The organism is Buchnera aphidicola (Schlechtendalia chinensis) (genome assembly GCF_001648115.1).
In the GTDB taxonomy this organism is placed as follows: Bacteria; Pseudomonadota; Gammaproteobacteria; order Enterobacterales; family Enterobacteriaceae; genus Buchnera_B; species Buchnera_B aphidicola_N.
In genome coordinates this window covers 359,614-376,141 of record NZ_CP011299.1, presented here as the reverse complement: position 1 = coordinate 376,141, position 16,528 = coordinate 359,614, and the positions used below count along the sequence as shown (strand labels likewise).

Below are 16,528 nucleotides of genomic sequence, written 5' to 3'. Positions count from 1 at the left end.
AAATTTATTAATTAAGATAATAGCATTTTATTTCTAAAGTTTAAAAATTTTTAATTATAAATAGTAATTATTTTTGTTTTCATGAAAATTGTAGGTATAATTTAAAATTCGACATATTTTCATTCTTAAAAATTAAAGTTATTATAAATTTTATGTAAATTTTTATTCACAAATGTTTTTATCGTTGTGTGTTTCTAAGTATTCCCATCTTGAAAAATGTTTTTGTAAGTCTTTTTCTTCCATTTTTAATTGGGTCAAAAAATTTTTTTGTTCAGATAATGGTTTATGAAAAAAAAATGAAGTATTAATCTTATTTTGTAGTTTTTTAATTCGGATTTCTATTTGTTCTATTTTTTTAGGTATATTTTTTAGTTCTTTTTTTAAGTTATAATTTAAAGTTTTATTTTTTAAATTATTTTTAATTTTTGATAAATTATAATTTGTTTTTAGGGTAACATTTTTTTCGAATGATTTTTGAATATTTTTAGTACTATTTATATTTGGGAAATTTAAATATTTTTTAATTATTCCATTTTTTTCAAAATTCCAATATTTGTTTGCTATATTTTTTATAAATGTTTTATCGTGGCTTACTATTAATATTACTCCTTGATATTTTTTTAACGAGATTTCTAAATTTTTCAATGATTCTAAATCTAAATCATTAGTGGGTTCGTCTAATATTAAAATATTACTTTTTTTTAAAAACACTTTAGCTAACAATAATTTGTTAATTTCACCACCTGATAATTCTTTAGCTTTTAATCTTAATCTATCTTTTGAAAACAAAAATTTTTCTAAATATTTAAATTTATAGTATTTTTTATCATTAACAACAACCTCTTCGCTTTCATAGGACAAATTATCTAATACAGTTTTTTCTAAATTTATTAAAACTCTTTTTTGATCAAAATACGATATCTTAGTGTTAGGATTAGAATAAATGTTCCCAATTTTTGGTTGTAATGTTCTTACTATTAATTTTAATAATGTACTTTTTCCGCTTCCGTTTGATCCTATTAATGCAATTTTCTCGCCTTTTTTTATTACATCGGAAAAATTGTTTATTAAAATAGTTTTATTTTTATAAAAGTGTATATTTTTTAATTTTAAAAAAATATCCCCTTTATAATTTTCTTCATTAATTAGAATGTCTATTTTTTTTTCAGAAATTTTATTAATTTTTTCCATGGTTAGCATTTTTTTAAATCGTGTAATTCGATTTTCGTTTTTAGTAGAACGTGCTTTTACACCACTCTGAACCCATAATTTTTCTTTTTCTAGTTTTTTATTGAATTTTAAATTTTGTATTTTGATTAAATTTTTGTTAGTATTTTGAAAGTTTAAAAATGAATTATAATCTCCACTCCATGAAATTAAACATCCAGAATTTAAGTTAATAATTCTGGTGGATACTTTATTTATAAAAGATCGGTCGTGGGATACAAATAGTACACTTTGAGAATTATTTACTAAAAATTTTCCTAACCAATCAATTGCTATTATGTCTAAATGATTTGTAGGTTCGTCTAATATTATTAAATCAGGTTTTCGGATTAAAATTCTACCTAATTCTACTTTTCTCAAACATCCTCCAGAAAGTGAAGATAATTTCAAATTGCTATTTAATCCGAAGGTTTTTATAATGTTTTCAATTTTCTCTTTTTCTTTCCATAGTTCGTTTCTATTAGATTTTTCTTTTAATTGAGTTAATAATTTCAAATTATGTGATGATTTTTTCAATTTTTCGTTATTTAATTCGTAAAAGTAGTTTTTAAGATGCTCAGAGTCTTGTTCAAGGCCTTCATGAATAAATTCATATACAGATTTTTCATGATCTTCAATCATAGTTTGCTTTAAATATTCTATTTTTATGTTTTTTTTATGTATAATGAGTCCGTGATCTAAAAGTTCTTTTTTGGTAATAATATCAAGAAAAGTTGATTTACCTGTCCCGTTTCTTCCTATTAAACAAATACGTTCTTTTTTATTTATTTGAAAGTTCACATTATTTAATAATTTATTTTTATTAATAGAAAATCTTGCATTTTGCATGCAAATTAATGGCATAGCATACCTCTTTAAAAATTATTGTTATTCATAATTGCCTTAGACAAATAGTGTTCAAATAATTACTTTTAGTATTAAATTAACAATTTTATAAGTTTTCGAGAAAATATTTATTTTAATAAAATTTAACGATGTTTCAAACATATAAATATTAAAGTTTTCAAAATTTAAACATTATATTTAAAATGTAGTTATTGTGTTTATGTGTTTATTGTTTTTAAGTACATCTTTATAAATATTTTATTATTTTTTTTACGATCTTTGGACCTTTATATATTAATGAAGAATATATTTGAAGTAAGTGCGCTCCTGCATTTATTTTTTCTCGAGCTGATATTAGTGAATCTATCCCTCCAACTCCAATGATAGAAATTTTATTTTTTAGTTCTTTACTAAGTTTTTTTATTATGTTTGTACTTTTGTATTGTAATGGTCTGCCACTTAATCCACCAATTTCAGAACTATTTTTAAGTCCTGTTATAAGTGAAAAGTCTGTTGTAGTATTTGTTGCTATTACAGCATCGATATCATATTTAATTAAATTACTTGTAATATGAATAAGTTCTTGTTTGGATAAGTCTGGTGCAATCTTTATTGCAATAGGAACATATTTTTTGTGTAGTATTCTTAATTTTTCTTGAGTATGTTTAATTCCTAAAAGAATTTCTTCAAATAGTTTTCCATATTGTAGTTCTCTTAATTTATTTGTATTTGGAGATGATATATTTATAACAATATAGCTAGAAAGATGGTATATCTTTTTCATACAATAAATGTAATCCAATATTCCTTTTTTTATTGGTGTATTTTTATTTTTTCCTATATTTACTCCAATTACACCTTTAAAAACAGTTTTTTTTAAATTTGAAACAACTTTTTCTATTCCGTGATTATTAAATCCCATACGATTTATGAATGCGTTAGCTGGAGTGACTCGAAATAAACGTGGTATATCATTTCCATATTGCGGCTGTGGAGTAACAGTTCCAATTTCTATAAATCCAAAACCTAACATAGACAAAATATCAATATATACTCCATTTTTATCTAATCCTGCTGCTAATCCTAAAACATTCTTAAAATCTAATCCCATACATTTTACAGGTTTGCATAGATCTTTTCCAGAACTGATAAAATTTTTTCTAAAATGTGTTTTAAATTTTAAAAAATTTAGTGCTATTTTATGAGATCTTTCTGGATCAAAACAAAATAATATTTTTCGAATTAAATTATACAAATTAAAATACCTAAATTATGTATGTGCTTGAAATATAATACTTTTATAATTTTGTTTTACAATTCTATATAATTATATTGAAAAAAGTTACGATTTAATAATTTTATAAAATATACGATTTTAGAATATGAAAATCAAAAATTAAACATTAAAAATTATAATAATTATAAAACAATTTTTTACATATTATATCAATATATTACTAAAATATTTTATAATATTTAATTATAAACAGTTATTTGAAAATTTATTATGAAAATATGTAACCACCCAATACTAAAAACTTTTTTAGATACTGATGCTTATAAGTTTCATATGCAACAGGCTATTTTCTATTATTATCATAATGTTACTGTTTCCGCGCAATTTTTATGCAGAGGACACAACTTATTTGGAAAATATTCTGATACGTTAGTAAATCAAATTGAAATGATGTCTGAAAATTTGTATCTTACTGATGACGAATATACATACATGTCTTCTTTCCCTTTTTTTAAAAAAAAATATTTGTTATGGTTAAAAAATTTTCGATATAATTCTAAGCAAGTAAACGTGTGCAATAAAAATGGTGAATTATATATTCGTATACATGGATTATGGAAAGAAGTAATATTATGGGAAGTTCCTCTATTATCATTAATTAGTGAAATTGTTCATAAATCTGAATCTCCTAACATTAATTCAAAAATAGCTGTAGATTTTTTAAAAAAAAAATTGTGAATTTTTATAAAGCAACAAAAGATTTAGATATATCTAAATTAAAAATTATAGATTTTGGAACTCGAAGAAGATTTTCATATAATGTGCATTTTTCCGTTGTTGAGTTTCTAAAAAATAATTTTTCATGGTTAGTAGGATCAAGTAACTATCATATTTCTAGAATTCTAGGTATAAGCCCGGCAGGGACTCAATCTCATGAGTGGTTTCAAGCACATCAACAAATTAGTCCCGTTTTAAAGAATAGTCAAAAAATGGCATTAAAAGTCTGGTTGAAACAATATCCTAAAAAGTTAGGAATTGCTTTGACTGATTGTATTTCTATGAATTCTTTTTTAAAGGATTTTAATTTTAGTTTGGCAAGTTGTTATCAAGGATTAAGACATGACTCTGGTGATCCATTTAAATGGGGAAAAAAAGCTATTAGTCACTATCAATCTTTAGGAATTGATCCATTAACAAAAACTTTATTATTTTCAGATAATTTAAATTTTACAAACATATTACGTTTATTTCGTTTTTTTAATAAAAAAACTAATATAGTTTTTGGAATAGGAACACGGTTAACTTGTGATATTCCAAACGTAAATCCTTTAAATATCGTTATAAAATTGATAGAATGTAATGGAAAACCAGTTGCTAAATTGTCAGATAGTCCAGGTAAAGTATTTTGTTTAGATAAACTTTTTATAAAGGATTTAAAAGAAGCTTTTAATTTGTAATGCAAATACAATTTATTGAGTTCTTATCGTAATAAATAAGGGTGATATTATGGATATAGTTTCTATCTCTGATTTACATAGTAATAAGGTTAAAATAAATTCGAGTGTCATAATTAAAGGATGGGTAAGGCACAATAGAAGTTCAAAATCTGGAATTTCGTTTATTGACATGTATGATGGATCTTGTTTTCACACAATACAAATAATAGCACGAAACATTTTAGTTAATTATTACCAAGAAATTATAAAATTAACAGTTGGTTGTTCAATTGTTGTTTATGGAAAATTAATAGAATCATTAGGAAGGAATCAAGTATATGAAATTAATGCTAAAAAAATACAAATTGTTGGGTTAGTTAAAGATGCTTCTAATTATCCGATGTCGTCTAAGAATCATACAATTAAACATTTAAGAAAACATTCTCATTTAAGACCGAGAACTAATTTTATTGGTTCTATATCTAGGATTAGAAATGGTCTATTTCATGCATTGCATAAATTTTTATTTGATAGAGAATATTATTGGATTTCAACTCCTATTATTACAGGATTAAATTCTGAAGGAGGAGGTGAAATGTTTAGAGTTTCTACTTTAGATTTTTCAAATGTTCCTAAAAATAATTTTTCAAATGTTAATTTTGAACACGATTTCTTTGGTAGAGAAAGTTTTTTAAGTGTATCTGGACAATTAAGTTTAGAAGCATACGCATGCTCTTTGTCAAAAGTTTATTCTTTTGGTCCAATCTTTCGAGCAGAAAACTCTAATACTAGCAGACATCTTTCTGAATTTTGGATGTTAGAAGTAGAAACTGCTTTTTCTAATTTAAACGATTTAATAGTGTTATCTGAAAGTATGCTTCAATATTCTGTAAATTTTATATTAGAAAAATGTTCAGTAGATCTTGAATTTTTAAAAAAAACGTTGGATTTAAATATAATTTCTAGATTACAAGAATTTTCTAAAAGAAAATTTATTGTGATAGAATATAAAGAAGCCATAAGTATATTAAAAAAGTCGAACGAATTTCCTAATAAATCAATATTTTTAAATATGAATTTATTGTTAGAACATGAAAGATATTTAGTAGAAAAACATTTCAATTTTCCAATTATTATTATAAATTATCCTAGATCTCTCAAAGCTTTTTATATGAAATTAAATAAAGATAATGAAACTGTTGCAGCTATGGATTTGTTAGTTCCTAAAATTGGTGAAATTCTAGGTGGTTCTGAAAGAGAAGAAGAACTAAAAAATTTAGATGAACGATTTTCTGAATTTTCACTTAAAAAAGATAGTTATTGGTGGTATAGAGATTTACGAAAATACGGTACTGTTCCACATGCAGGATTTGGTTTAGGGTTTGAGCGTTTTTTGTCTTATATAACAGGAGTTAAAAATGTGAAAGATGTTTCTCCTTTCCCTAGAACTATTAAAAATTTTAATATTTAATGATCTTATTTATTATTTTTAAAACGTAATGTTGTAAATAACATTAACAATGCAAAAAATTTTTAATAACTTTTTTCTATTTTTAAAAAATTAAATTTATTTAAATTTTAAACGTATTTAAATATTTATATTTTAATTTCAATAATAGATTAAGTATTATAAATATTAAATTATTTAAGTATTATAATAATTTTGTTTTTTTTTGAATTTTTTAAAATTTTTATGGAAATAAAATAAAATTTGGTCTTCAAAATTAAACATTAACTTTTTTATATAATGTTATTATTTTATATTTTAAATTCGAAAATATGTATTATTTTATTAAATAATAATAATATTTTTTATTTTTTAACTTTATTAAAATATTTTATAGATTGTATATTAAAATAACATTTTTCCTAGTTTTTTTCCTCCTAAAAGATGTAAATGCAAGTGAAATATTTCTTGTCCAGCGTGTGAGTTACAATTGATAATTAATCGATATCCATTTTCAGAAATCTTTTTCTTTTTAGCTAAAACAGTAGCTATGTACATCATATGTCCTAATATATGCTTATTTTTCTCATTAATTTCATTAGTAGATCGTATTAATTCATTTGAAACGATGATTATGTGTACAGGAGCTATTGGATTAATATCGTTAAAAGCAGTTACATCTTTATCTTGGTAAATTATCTTAGATAAATCGTTTTCCTTTATTATTTTGCTAAAAATACTTTGGTTTTTCAAACTATATGCCTCTTATAAGAATTTTATAAAAATATTTAAAAATTTTAAGAATGTGTATTGATTTTTTAAAAGTATAAAGCATTTTAAAACAGTTTCTAAAATTTTTTAATTGTATTAATGGTTTAAAATATAATTATCAATTTCTGTCTTAATATTATCTGATTTAGTTCCGAATACTATTTGAACTCCTAACCCTGAAATAAGTATACCAGATGCTCCAAGATCTTTTAATTTCTTTTTATCAATATTAGATGTATTAACTACTGTAATGCGCAATCTTGTAATACAAGCATCTAAAGAAGTAATATTATTTTTTCCGCCTAAAGCTAATACTAAAATTGGAATCATTTCTTTTATATTTTTATATGATAATGTACTTTTGAAATTCTCTCTTCCTGGTGTTTGTAAATTAAATTTTTTTATAGCTATATAAAAAATTATATAATAAGTCAGTCCATATAACACCCCTATAATGGGAAATAACCATAAATTGTTACTATTTCCACTTAAAACTAGAAAATCAATTAATCCATGAGAAAAACTAGTTCCTGAACGCATATTAAAAAGAATGCAAATAGGAAATGACAATCCAGATAAAATAGAGTGGATTATATATAATATAGGTGCTACTAATATAAAGGAAAATTCGATTGGTTCAGTAATTCCAGTTAAAAAAGATGTTAACGCTCCAGATATCATAATACTTCCTATTTTTACTTTATTTTTTTTATGAGAACATTGCCATATTGCTAAAGCTGCAGCGGGTAAACCATACATCTTGAATATAAAACCTCCAGACAATTTTCCTGCAGTAGGGTCACCTGCCATATATCTAGCTACGTCTCCGTGAAATATTTGCCCTATTGAATTACTATATTCTCCAATTTGCATTTGGAAAGGAACGTTCCATATGTGGTGTAATCCGAATGGCACTAATGCTCTTTCCACTATGCCATATATTCCGAATGCTAACGTAGGATTTTGATATGCAGCCCATATAGAAAATATTTTTATAACATGTTCTATAGGAGGCCATATAAACGATAATGTTAAACCTATTAGAATTGCTGATAAACCGGAAACTATTGGAATAAATCGTTTTCCAGAAAAAAAACCTAAATAATCTGGAAGTTGAATACGATGAAATTTATTAAACATGTATGCAGAAATAGAACCAGCTATGATACCTCCTAATATTCCAGTATCTAAAAGATGCTGTTGATTTAGTTCTGTAATTGAAATTTTTAAAAATATAGAAGTCATTAATGAAAACGTTTTAGTCATGATTCCGTAAGAAATAACAGCAGCTAAAGCAGATACTCCGTCGTTTTTAGTAAATCCTAATGCTATTCCAATAGCAAAAATTAAAGGCATGTTAGCGAATACTGATCCTCCAGATTCAGACATAATACGTGAAACAATATTCGGAACAAAGTTAAAATTTGCAGATCCAATACCTAATAATATTCCAGCGATAGGAAGAACAGAAACTGGTAACATCAATGATTTTCCTACTTTTTGGAGATTTGAGAACATATTTTTAAACATGTTTTTTCAATTCCTGTAAATTATTATATTTAAAGTGATTATCAGAAAAAATATTGTATTTATGAGAGTATGTGCTCACTTAAAATTAGTTCAGAAAATATTGATAATTTTATTTTACACAACGTTTAAAAAACATTAAAATTTGATGGTTTTAATTTAAATAATTTAAAAAAATTTTGTGTAGTATGTTCCGAAAGTGTTTTAATGCTCACATTTTTTAATTTAGATACAAATAATGCTGTATCATACAAAAATGAAGGTTGATTTTCTTTTCCTCTGTGAGGTATTGGCGTTAAATATGGAGAATCAGTTTCTAATAACATTTGTTTTAACGGTACAAATTTAATGACTTCTCGAATGTGATCGGAATTTTTAAATGTTAAATTTCCAGAAAAAGAAATGTAAAATCCCATGTCTAATATCTTTCTTGCTGAATCTACATTTTCAGAAAAAGAATGAATTATTCCTTTACATTTATTTGATGTTTTTTCTTTTAAGATGGAAATTGTATCATTTATAGAATTTCTAGTGTGTACTAATAATGGTTTGTTGAGTTCTATTGCAGCATAAATATGTTTTCGAAACAATGTTTTTTGTAATTCAATATTATCCATTTGATGATAGTAATCCAATCCAGTTTCTCCTATTGCAACCACTTCCATATCTTTAGAATAATATATTATAGTGTCTGTTTTATATTTTTTTTGATTAATATGTAATGGATGAATTCCAAAAGATAACAATATATTCTTATTGTTTTTTATAAACTTTTTTACATGGTTAAAGTTTTTGATAGACGTAGTTACTGCTAATAGCAGTTTAACATGATTTTTTATAGATTTTTGTAATACATCTTCTATTCCTGAATGTATTTTACTATAATTTAAGAGATCAATGTGGCAATGCGAATCTACAAAAAACATAATATTCTCGCTTTTTAAAAATATTTAATTTATATGAAATGTTAAAATTTTTTCCCATCTTAATAATTGATCGGTTAACAATAATTCTGTATTAATTCCAGATATGTTAGTTAATTTACAATTACACTGCATCCATGATCTTAGACTAGTATCTAATAAAGTAAAGGAACATTTTTTTTTCAATCTATCTATTATATCTTTTTGATCTAAATTAGTGATATTGCTTTTAAAATTATATTTCATTTTCATTGCATCAAATAATATAGTACATAACCAAAAAATTTTATTTTCTACATATCCTAAACTAAAATTTTTTAGCATGTATAAAATGTCGTTTTTTTTTATAGCATGTTTCAACTCAAAAAAAAATTTTTCTCGCGTTTTCCATAGTGATTTAATAATGAAGTTATTAGAAGAAATAGGTGCTCCATTATTAATACGAAGTACGGTTTTAAAAATGTTTTTTTTTATGCCAGGATTTTTGTTTTTTAACCAGTGAATTCCAATAGTTTCTGACGGAACGGAAATTTTGTATAACATACATCGACTGTGTAATGTAGATAATAATTGATCAGAATAATAGCTAATTATTATAAAATATGTATTTTTAGGAGGTTCTTCAAGAATTTTTAATAAAGCGTTAGTTCCATATTCTGTTATCTTTGACATGTTAGGTAAGTATATTATTTTATTTTTATTTTTTTTAGGAGTATGAAATATTTGATTACATAACCATCTTATAGTATCCACTCCTATCATATCTTTTTTTGAAATTAATTTAACATTATACCAATCAGGATGAGTAGTTGCATACATTAGTTTACAATTTTGACATTTTTCGCAGTGAATATCACGTTTATTTTTGTTCGAACATAATAGCCATAATCCGATATTTTTGGCTAATGATTCAATTCCTATTCCTTTGGGTGCTTTCAATAAAATAGAATAATTTTTTTTATATTTTTTAAATTGATGAATAATATTATTATAGTATATAGTTAACCATGGATATAAATTCATATGTTTTCATTTAACCAAGAACAAAATTCTAATTTAAAATTTTTCTTTACTGTATTTAAATTATAATTGGCATTAATTTTAATAGTTTTAGAATCGTTGCGAATAAATTCTAAATATGCATGTCTAACTTGGATAAAAAAATTTAACGTGTTTTTTTCTATTCTATCCTTATTTTTTCTTTTAGTAATTCTTTCTAATCCAGTGGATGGTTTAACATCTAAATAAAATGTTATGTCTGGTATAACGTTTTTTAAAAATAGTGATTGTAATAATAATATTTTTTTTTTACTAATCTTTCTCCCCCCTCCTTGATAAGCTAATGATGATAATGCATATCGATCACTTATAATCCAATTTCCTTTTTTTAACTCTGGACTAATTACTAGTTTTGTTAATTGCACTCTAGCTGCATAAATTAATAAAAGTTCTGTTTCATAAAACATATATTCGTTTTTAATTGAATTTTTAATTAAATATCGTATTTTTTCAGATATAGATGTGCTTCCAGGATCTCTCAAAACTTTTACATGACATTTTTTATGTTTTAATAACAATTTTTTTAAAAAATAACAGATAGAAGTTTTCCCAGATCCATCTATTCCTTCAATTACTATAAATTTTCCATTTGACATGTATACAATTTCCGAGTAAAAGTTTTCTTTTAATAAATTCATAAAAATTTATAGTACATTTCTGTTATTTTTTTAAAATTTTTTCTTTATAAGATCAATTATTGATTGTACTGTAGTAAAATTTTCTGATTCTTTGTCTGTAATTTCAATGTTAAATTTGTCTTCTATAGTCATAATTAATTCAACAGTATCTAGTGAATCTGCACCAAGATCTTCATTTAAAGATGATGTCATATGAATTTCTTCTTTTTTAAAACCTAATTGCTTTGAGATTATTTTTACAATTTTTTTTTCTATATTTTTCATATACGTATCTATTTTCGCGTAATAATTTTAAAGTAGTATACTAATAATGAGATAAAGTATTAATTTTTTAAATTTTTATGGCATGTACATTCCTCCATTTATATGTATTACTTGCCCTGTAATATAGTTCACACGATCTGATACCAGAAATGAAACTGTTTCAGATATTTCATTAATCGTTCCAAATCTTTTTAATGGAATTTTAGATAGGTATTTCATTTTTTGAAATTTTGTTAAACGTTTTGTCATTTTAGTTTCAATAAAGCCAGGAGATATTACGTTAACACAAATTCCTTTAGAAGCAACTTCTAATGCTAGAGATCTATGAAAACCTAGTATTCCAGATTTAGATGCAGAATAATTAGTTTGTCCACAATTTCCTATATTTCCCATAATAGATCCTATTGTAACAATTTTACCATTTCTTTTTTTTATCATTTTTTGAACTATAGGTTTTGATATATGAAAGAGAGAGTTCAAATTAGTATTTAAAACTTTTTCCCATGTTTTATGCGTCATATTTATTAGTAATTTATCTTCTACAATGCCTATATTATTAATTAATATATCGATATTTTCAAAATTTTTATAGATGTTCTTGATAGAGTTTTTAATTGAATTTACATTGACGGTATTGAGAATGAAACTTGTTCCATTATTTTTTAAGTAATTATTAATAATCTTTATCCCAGATTGTGATCTGGAAGTTCCAATTACAATCATCCCCTCGCTAGCTAATTTTTTAGCAATTCCCTTTCCTATTCCACGACTAGCTCCTGTAACTAATGCAATTTTTTTTTAGAGTTCATATTTAGGTTTCACTCGGTTTTTTAAAAGATTGATTTAATAAATAATTTTTATTATTAAGTGAAACTGAAGGAATTGCAACAATAAATTTATTAATGTTAATTAGTGTGTTATTTAACCCTGCTTCTACAAAAATTGATACATTTTTTTTAGATAAATATGTAATGGTATCACACCATTTTACTGGATTATATAATTGTCTCATGAGTGCATTGCGAATAGCTGGAGCAGTAGTTTCACATTTTACGTCAACGTTATTGATGACTGGGAATTTTGGTGTTTCAAATACTATTGTTTCTAATACTTTTAAAAATTTTTTTGCAGCACTTTTCATTAATATACAATGAGAAGGAGGATTTATAGGTAGATAAAAAATTTTTTTAGCGCCATTTTTTTTGCAAGCTAAGCTGACTTCATGTACTATGTTTTTCTCTCCTGAAATTACTATATGATGTGGAGTGTTAATACAAGCTATTGAAACTTGTTCTAAATGTTTAAAATTTTCTAAAATTTTTTCAATATTATGCTCTTTCAATCCTATTATTACATGCATAGCTCCCATTTTTTTTTTCATAGATTCTTTCATAAATTGATGACGAATTAAAATTAATTTTATAGCATCACTAAATTTTAAAGAATTCGAACATACTAACGCTGAATATTCACCTAAACTATGTCCAGCCAATATTATTGGAATTTTTTCATTTGCGTTGTTCCATAATCTATACATAGCAATTGATGATGTTATTGCAATTAACCTAATATATTTACTATTGTTTATTATTTCTTGCGAATTATTTTTTATAAATCTATTTAAATTAAATCCAATATATTCAGAAGATTCATAAAACGTATTTTTTATAATTTTGTATTTTCTTATAAGATTTTTTAATACGTTTATGTTTTGAAATTCTTGACCCGGAAACAATATAGCATGTAAATGCACATTGACGTTCCTTTTGTAATAAAAATTTTTATAAGAAATTGCATTTTTAGTATTTTTTTTATAAAAATATTAAATACAAATTCAAAAGTGTAAAAAATGTAGTGGTTTAGATAAAAAATTCGTATAAACTAATTATTTTAACAGAACTTATACATTTATGTGTTATAGAGTAGTAATTGTATTCTAAAAATATTATTCGAACTACTTTAAAATTTTTTAATGTTTTAGAGAAGTGCTATTTTTTTAAGAATAGCACTATTTTAAAATACTTGAAATTTATTATGTAACAAACAACTATTATAATACTTTTATACCTTTATAATATTTTTTTGCAGTAATGTGATGTCTTATATGTGTTTCTCCTGAAGTTCGATCGATAGATAAAGATGGGATTTTTAAATGATCATGGGATCTTCGCATACCTCTCTTAGATCGAGTAGGTTTATTTTTTTGTACAGCCATTTTATATATCCATTTTATGTTATAACATTTTTATAAAACATATTATATACTTTAATCATAGTATAGTAATGTATAAGTTATTATATTTAGTTCAAAATTTTGATTATTATATAAATAATAATTTTAAAAATTTTTATAAAAAAATGTCATTTATAACGTTTTAATTATATTTCTTGTATTCGAGACATTTTTTTGAGATTATTTAAAACTTTCTTAAAAGCTATATCTAGAGGTGCTATTACGTTTATAAATTCTTGTTTTATTGGATGAAAAAAATTAACGGAAGTAGAATGTAACAATATTCTATTAATAGATAAGTTATTATTAATAATATTATCTAAATTAGCTTTTCCGTATTTTTTATCTAACACTATCGGATGATTTGCATATTTAGCATGCGCTCGAATTTGATGAGTTCTTCCAGTTTTTGGAGTGATTAACATCAAAGTATTATTATCATATATTTCTTGTATTTTAAAAAAGGTTTTTGAAGTTTTTCCGTGAATATGATTAATTGTAACTACATGATCATATTTTGATATTACTTTTAGTAAAGGAGCGGAAATGCATGTTAAATGTTTTGGCCACTGTCCATGTACTAAAGCTAAATATTTTTTTATAATTTTTCGTTCTCTGAGTTGTTTGTGTAAATCTCGTAAAACTGAGCGTTTTTTAGCTATAATTAGAACGCCTGATGTTTCTCTATCCAATCTATGAACTAAGTCAAAATATGTATTTATGTTTTTCAATATTCTGAGATACTCAATTACTCCAAATTTTATTCCACTTCCACTATGTACTGCTAAACCAGAAGGTTTATTTAATACTAATAAACAATCGTCTTCATACAAAATGTTGTCAGATAATAAAGAATATAATTTCGAATTTGGTGGAATGCCTTTTTTTATTTGGTATGTTTTCTTTAAAGGGGGGATTCTAATATGGTCTCCTATTTTCAACTTGTATTTAGGTTTTACACGCATTTTGTTTATTCTTACTTGTCCAGTTCTTAATATTTTATAAATTATGCTTTTTGGTGTTTTTTTAAATTTTTTTTTTAAAAAGTTATCTATTCTTTGCTTTTCATTTTCTTCAGTAATACGTAAAAATGATATAGGAAAATTATTACTCATATTTTATTGTCCTAAAAATTAAAATGTGTTTTTGAAAATTTTTAAAGCATTTTTTAACATATTTATGGTTTTAAGATAAACTAAAATTTTGAAATAGTATATTAGATATAAAAATGAATTTGACAATGTAGCTAAATTATATTTTATCTTTGTTAAAATTAGTTATCGTTATAGGTTTTGTTATACTAAAGTAGTGATAATTCTAAAAGTTAAAAGTAATAATAGAATTGTTTTGATCTTGCTTTACTAACATGGGAATATGTAAACGTGTTAACGCAGAAATTTATACGTTTTTTATAAATTTGAAAATTGAGAATTTTGTAATGAAGAAAATGTTAATAAACATTACTAAGAAGAGTAGGTCGCGTATTGCTCTCATAGAAAATCAAAAATTGTATAATTTTGATGTTGAGGACGTTAATCATAAACGGAAAAAGTCAAGTGTTTATAAAGGTAAAATAGTTCATATTGTACCCAGTTTAGAAGCAGTATTTGTTGACTACGGAACATGCAAAAATGGATTTTTACCATTTAGAGAAATTTCTTGTGAATATTTTTTTAATAAAAATATAACAAAAAATCGTTACAATATAAAAAATGTTTTAAAAAAAGGACAAGAGTGTATTGTTCAAGTTAATAAAGAAGAAAGAGGAAACAAGTGTGCTTTGTTAACCACTTTTATAAGTTTAGCTGGCAGTTATATAGTATTATTTCCTAAAAATCCAGGATTTTTAGGGATATCAAGAAAAATAAGTGGAAAATATAGAAATAGTATAAAAAAAACTTTACTTCTATTAAAAGTTCCTATTGAAATGGGAATAATCTTTCGAACAGCCAGTCTGGGAAAATCAGTAGAAATCTTACAAATCGATTTAATGTGTCAATTGCAAAATTGGAAGAAAATTAAAGAAGCTTATCAATCTAATTGTTCGCCGTGTTTAATTTATCAAGAAAATAATATAATATTTCGAGCTTTACGAGATTATCTTTATCATGATATTCAAGAAGTTATCGTTGATGATTCAAAATTTTTAGTTTGTATATATCAATACATATCTTTACTAGGAAAAAGTAATTTTAGAGATAGAATTAAATTATATACTGGAACCAGTTCTTTATTTAGTTATTATCAAATAGAATCTCAAATTAATTCTATCTTTCAACGTAATATAATACTTCCTTCAGGTGGGTCCATTACTATTGATACTTTAGAAGCGTTAACTGCTATTGATATCAATTCTTTTCGTTCTAATAAAGGTTTAGATATTGAAGAAACAGCACTTAGTACAAATTTAGAAGCTGCTAATGAAATTTCACGTCAATTGCGATTGCGAGATTTAGGAGGTCTAATTGTAATCGATTTTATTGATATGACAGCACCTCTTCATAAAAGATTAGTAATAAATCATTTTCGAAAAATTTTAAAAAATGATCGCGCACGTATTCAAATTGGAACGATTTCTAAGTTTGGTTTGTTAGAAATGTCTAGGCAGAGGTTAAATTCGTCCATGAATAAAATTAACCGAAATTTTTGTTCTAAATGTAATAGATTTTAAATAGCTAGAATAATTGTCTTAAATATTTCTATATTTTAAGATGTATAGAACAGAGAGCTTTAAGAAATTTTAACAATTTAATATTTCATAGAACTCAAAAATCTTATTAAAAAAACATTTTATTTTATTTTTTTAAGATGTATATAAATTAGAATGTGAAAATTTCCAATAAAATTTAAAATAATGAATTTATATCTAATGGTTTTTAAAAGTAAGCACATTATATAATTTCGATTACAAATAGCTCTCCCATGAAAAATTTATATGATG

14 protein-coding genes and 1 pseudogene are annotated in these 16,528 nt (G+C 23.9%); 3 read left to right on the top strand and 12 right to left on the bottom strand.

All coding sequences use genetic code 11. From position 1 onward, the window contains the following. Nucleotides 1-162: 162 nt before the first annotated feature. Nucleotides 163-2,070, bottom strand: coding sequence for an ATP-binding cassette domain-containing protein (locus XW81_RS01675; protein WP_075474226.1), 1,908 nt, complete (start codon nucleotides 2,068-2,070; stop codon nucleotides 163-165). A 229-nt stretch (nucleotides 2,071-2,299) separates the two neighbouring features. Beyond that, on the bottom strand, nucleotides 2,300-3,307 hold the full coding sequence (pyrD, locus tag XW81_RS01670) for a quinone-dependent dihydroorotate dehydrogenase (protein WP_075474225.1): 1,008 nt from the start codon (nucleotides 3,305-3,307) through the stop codon (nucleotides 2,300-2,302). Between the two features lie 252 nt (nucleotides 3,308-3,559). Between pyrD and pncB the strand changes: the two are divergent. After that, nucleotides 3,560-4,746, top strand: a pseudogene (gene pncB, locus XW81_RS01665) (nicotinate phosphoribosyltransferase). A gap of 49 nt (nucleotides 4,747-4,795) precedes the next feature. Then, complete coding sequence (gene asnS / locus XW81_RS01660; RefSeq protein ID WP_075474224.1) at nucleotides 4,796-6,196, top strand: asparagine--tRNA ligase; 1,401 nt, start codon at nucleotides 4,796-4,798, stop codon at nucleotides 6,194-6,196. Nucleotides 6,197-6,577: 381 nt separating this feature from the next. On the opposite strand, the gene XW81_RS01655 is transcribed toward asnS, so the two are convergent. The 10 genes from XW81_RS01655 to XW81_RS01610 form a co-directional block, all read right to left on the bottom strand. Continuing rightward, nucleotides 6,578-6,925, bottom strand: coding sequence for a histidine triad nucleotide-binding protein (locus XW81_RS01655; protein WP_075474223.1), 348 nt, complete (start codon nucleotides 6,923-6,925; stop codon nucleotides 6,578-6,580). Nucleotides 6,926-7,039: 114 nt separating this feature from the next. After that, nucleotides 7,040-8,473 carry a PTS glucose transporter subunit IIBC gene (ptsG, locus tag XW81_RS01650; protein WP_075474222.1) on the bottom strand — a complete coding sequence of 478 codons (1,434 nt, stop codon included), beginning with the start codon at nucleotides 8,471-8,473 and terminating at the stop codon, nucleotides 7,040-7,042. A gap of 125 nt (nucleotides 8,474-8,598) precedes the next feature. Continuing rightward, a complete protein-coding gene (locus XW81_RS01645; RefSeq protein WP_075474221.1) occupies nucleotides 8,599-9,396 on the bottom strand; it encodes a YchF/TatD family DNA exonuclease in 798 nt (265 codons plus the stop codon). Nucleotides 9,397-9,420: 24 nt separating this feature from the next. Beyond that, nucleotides 9,421-10,416 carry a DNA polymerase III subunit delta' C-terminal domain-containing protein gene (locus tag XW81_RS01640; RefSeq protein ID WP_075474220.1) on the bottom strand — a complete coding sequence of 332 codons (996 nt, stop codon included), beginning with the start codon at nucleotides 10,414-10,416 and terminating at the stop codon, nucleotides 9,421-9,423. Continuing rightward, the gene (tmk, locus tag XW81_RS01635; protein ID WP_154017309.1) at nucleotides 10,413-11,048 is read right to left on the bottom strand and encodes a dTMP kinase; all 636 of its coding nucleotides are present in this window, start codon (nucleotides 11,046-11,048) and stop codon (nucleotides 10,413-10,415) included. The genes XW81_RS01640 and tmk overlap by 4 nt, the downstream gene beginning before the upstream one ends. Before the next feature lie 72 nt (nucleotides 11,049-11,120). Continuing rightward, nucleotides 11,121-11,354 (bottom strand): acyl carrier protein, encoded by a 234-nt coding sequence (acpP, locus tag XW81_RS01630; protein WP_075474218.1) that lies wholly within the window; start codon nucleotides 11,352-11,354, stop codon nucleotides 11,121-11,123. A 75-nt stretch (nucleotides 11,355-11,429) separates the two neighbouring features. Then, nucleotides 11,430-12,146 (bottom strand): 3-oxoacyl-ACP reductase FabG, encoded by a 717-nt coding sequence (gene fabG, locus XW81_RS01625; RefSeq protein ID WP_075474217.1) that lies wholly within the window; start codon nucleotides 12,144-12,146, stop codon nucleotides 11,430-11,432. Between the two features lie 19 nt (nucleotides 12,147-12,165). Further along, nucleotides 12,166-13,107: an ACP S-malonyltransferase gene (locus XW81_RS01620; RefSeq protein ID WP_075474216.1), complete on the bottom strand. Its 942-nt coding sequence runs from the start codon at nucleotides 13,105-13,107 to the stop codon at nucleotides 12,166-12,168. 297 nt (nucleotides 13,108-13,404) lie between these two features. Next, on the bottom strand, nucleotides 13,405-13,569 hold the full coding sequence (rpmF, locus tag XW81_RS01615; RefSeq protein WP_075474215.1) for a 50S ribosomal protein L32: 165 nt from the start codon (nucleotides 13,567-13,569) through the stop codon (nucleotides 13,405-13,407). A 164-nt stretch (nucleotides 13,570-13,733) separates the two neighbouring features. Beyond that, a complete protein-coding gene (locus XW81_RS01610; protein WP_075474214.1) occupies nucleotides 13,734-14,702 on the bottom strand; it encodes an RluA family pseudouridine synthase in 969 nt (322 codons plus the stop codon). Nucleotides 14,703-15,025: 323 nt separating this feature from the next. On the opposite strand from XW81_RS01610, the gene XW81_RS01605 reads away from it, so the two are divergent. Beyond that, nucleotides 15,026-16,258 carry an Rne/Rng family ribonuclease gene (locus XW81_RS01605; protein ID WP_195182275.1) on the top strand — a complete coding sequence of 411 codons (1,233 nt, stop codon included), beginning with the start codon at nucleotides 15,026-15,028 and terminating at the stop codon, nucleotides 16,256-16,258. Nucleotides 16,259-16,528: the final 270 nt, after the last annotated feature.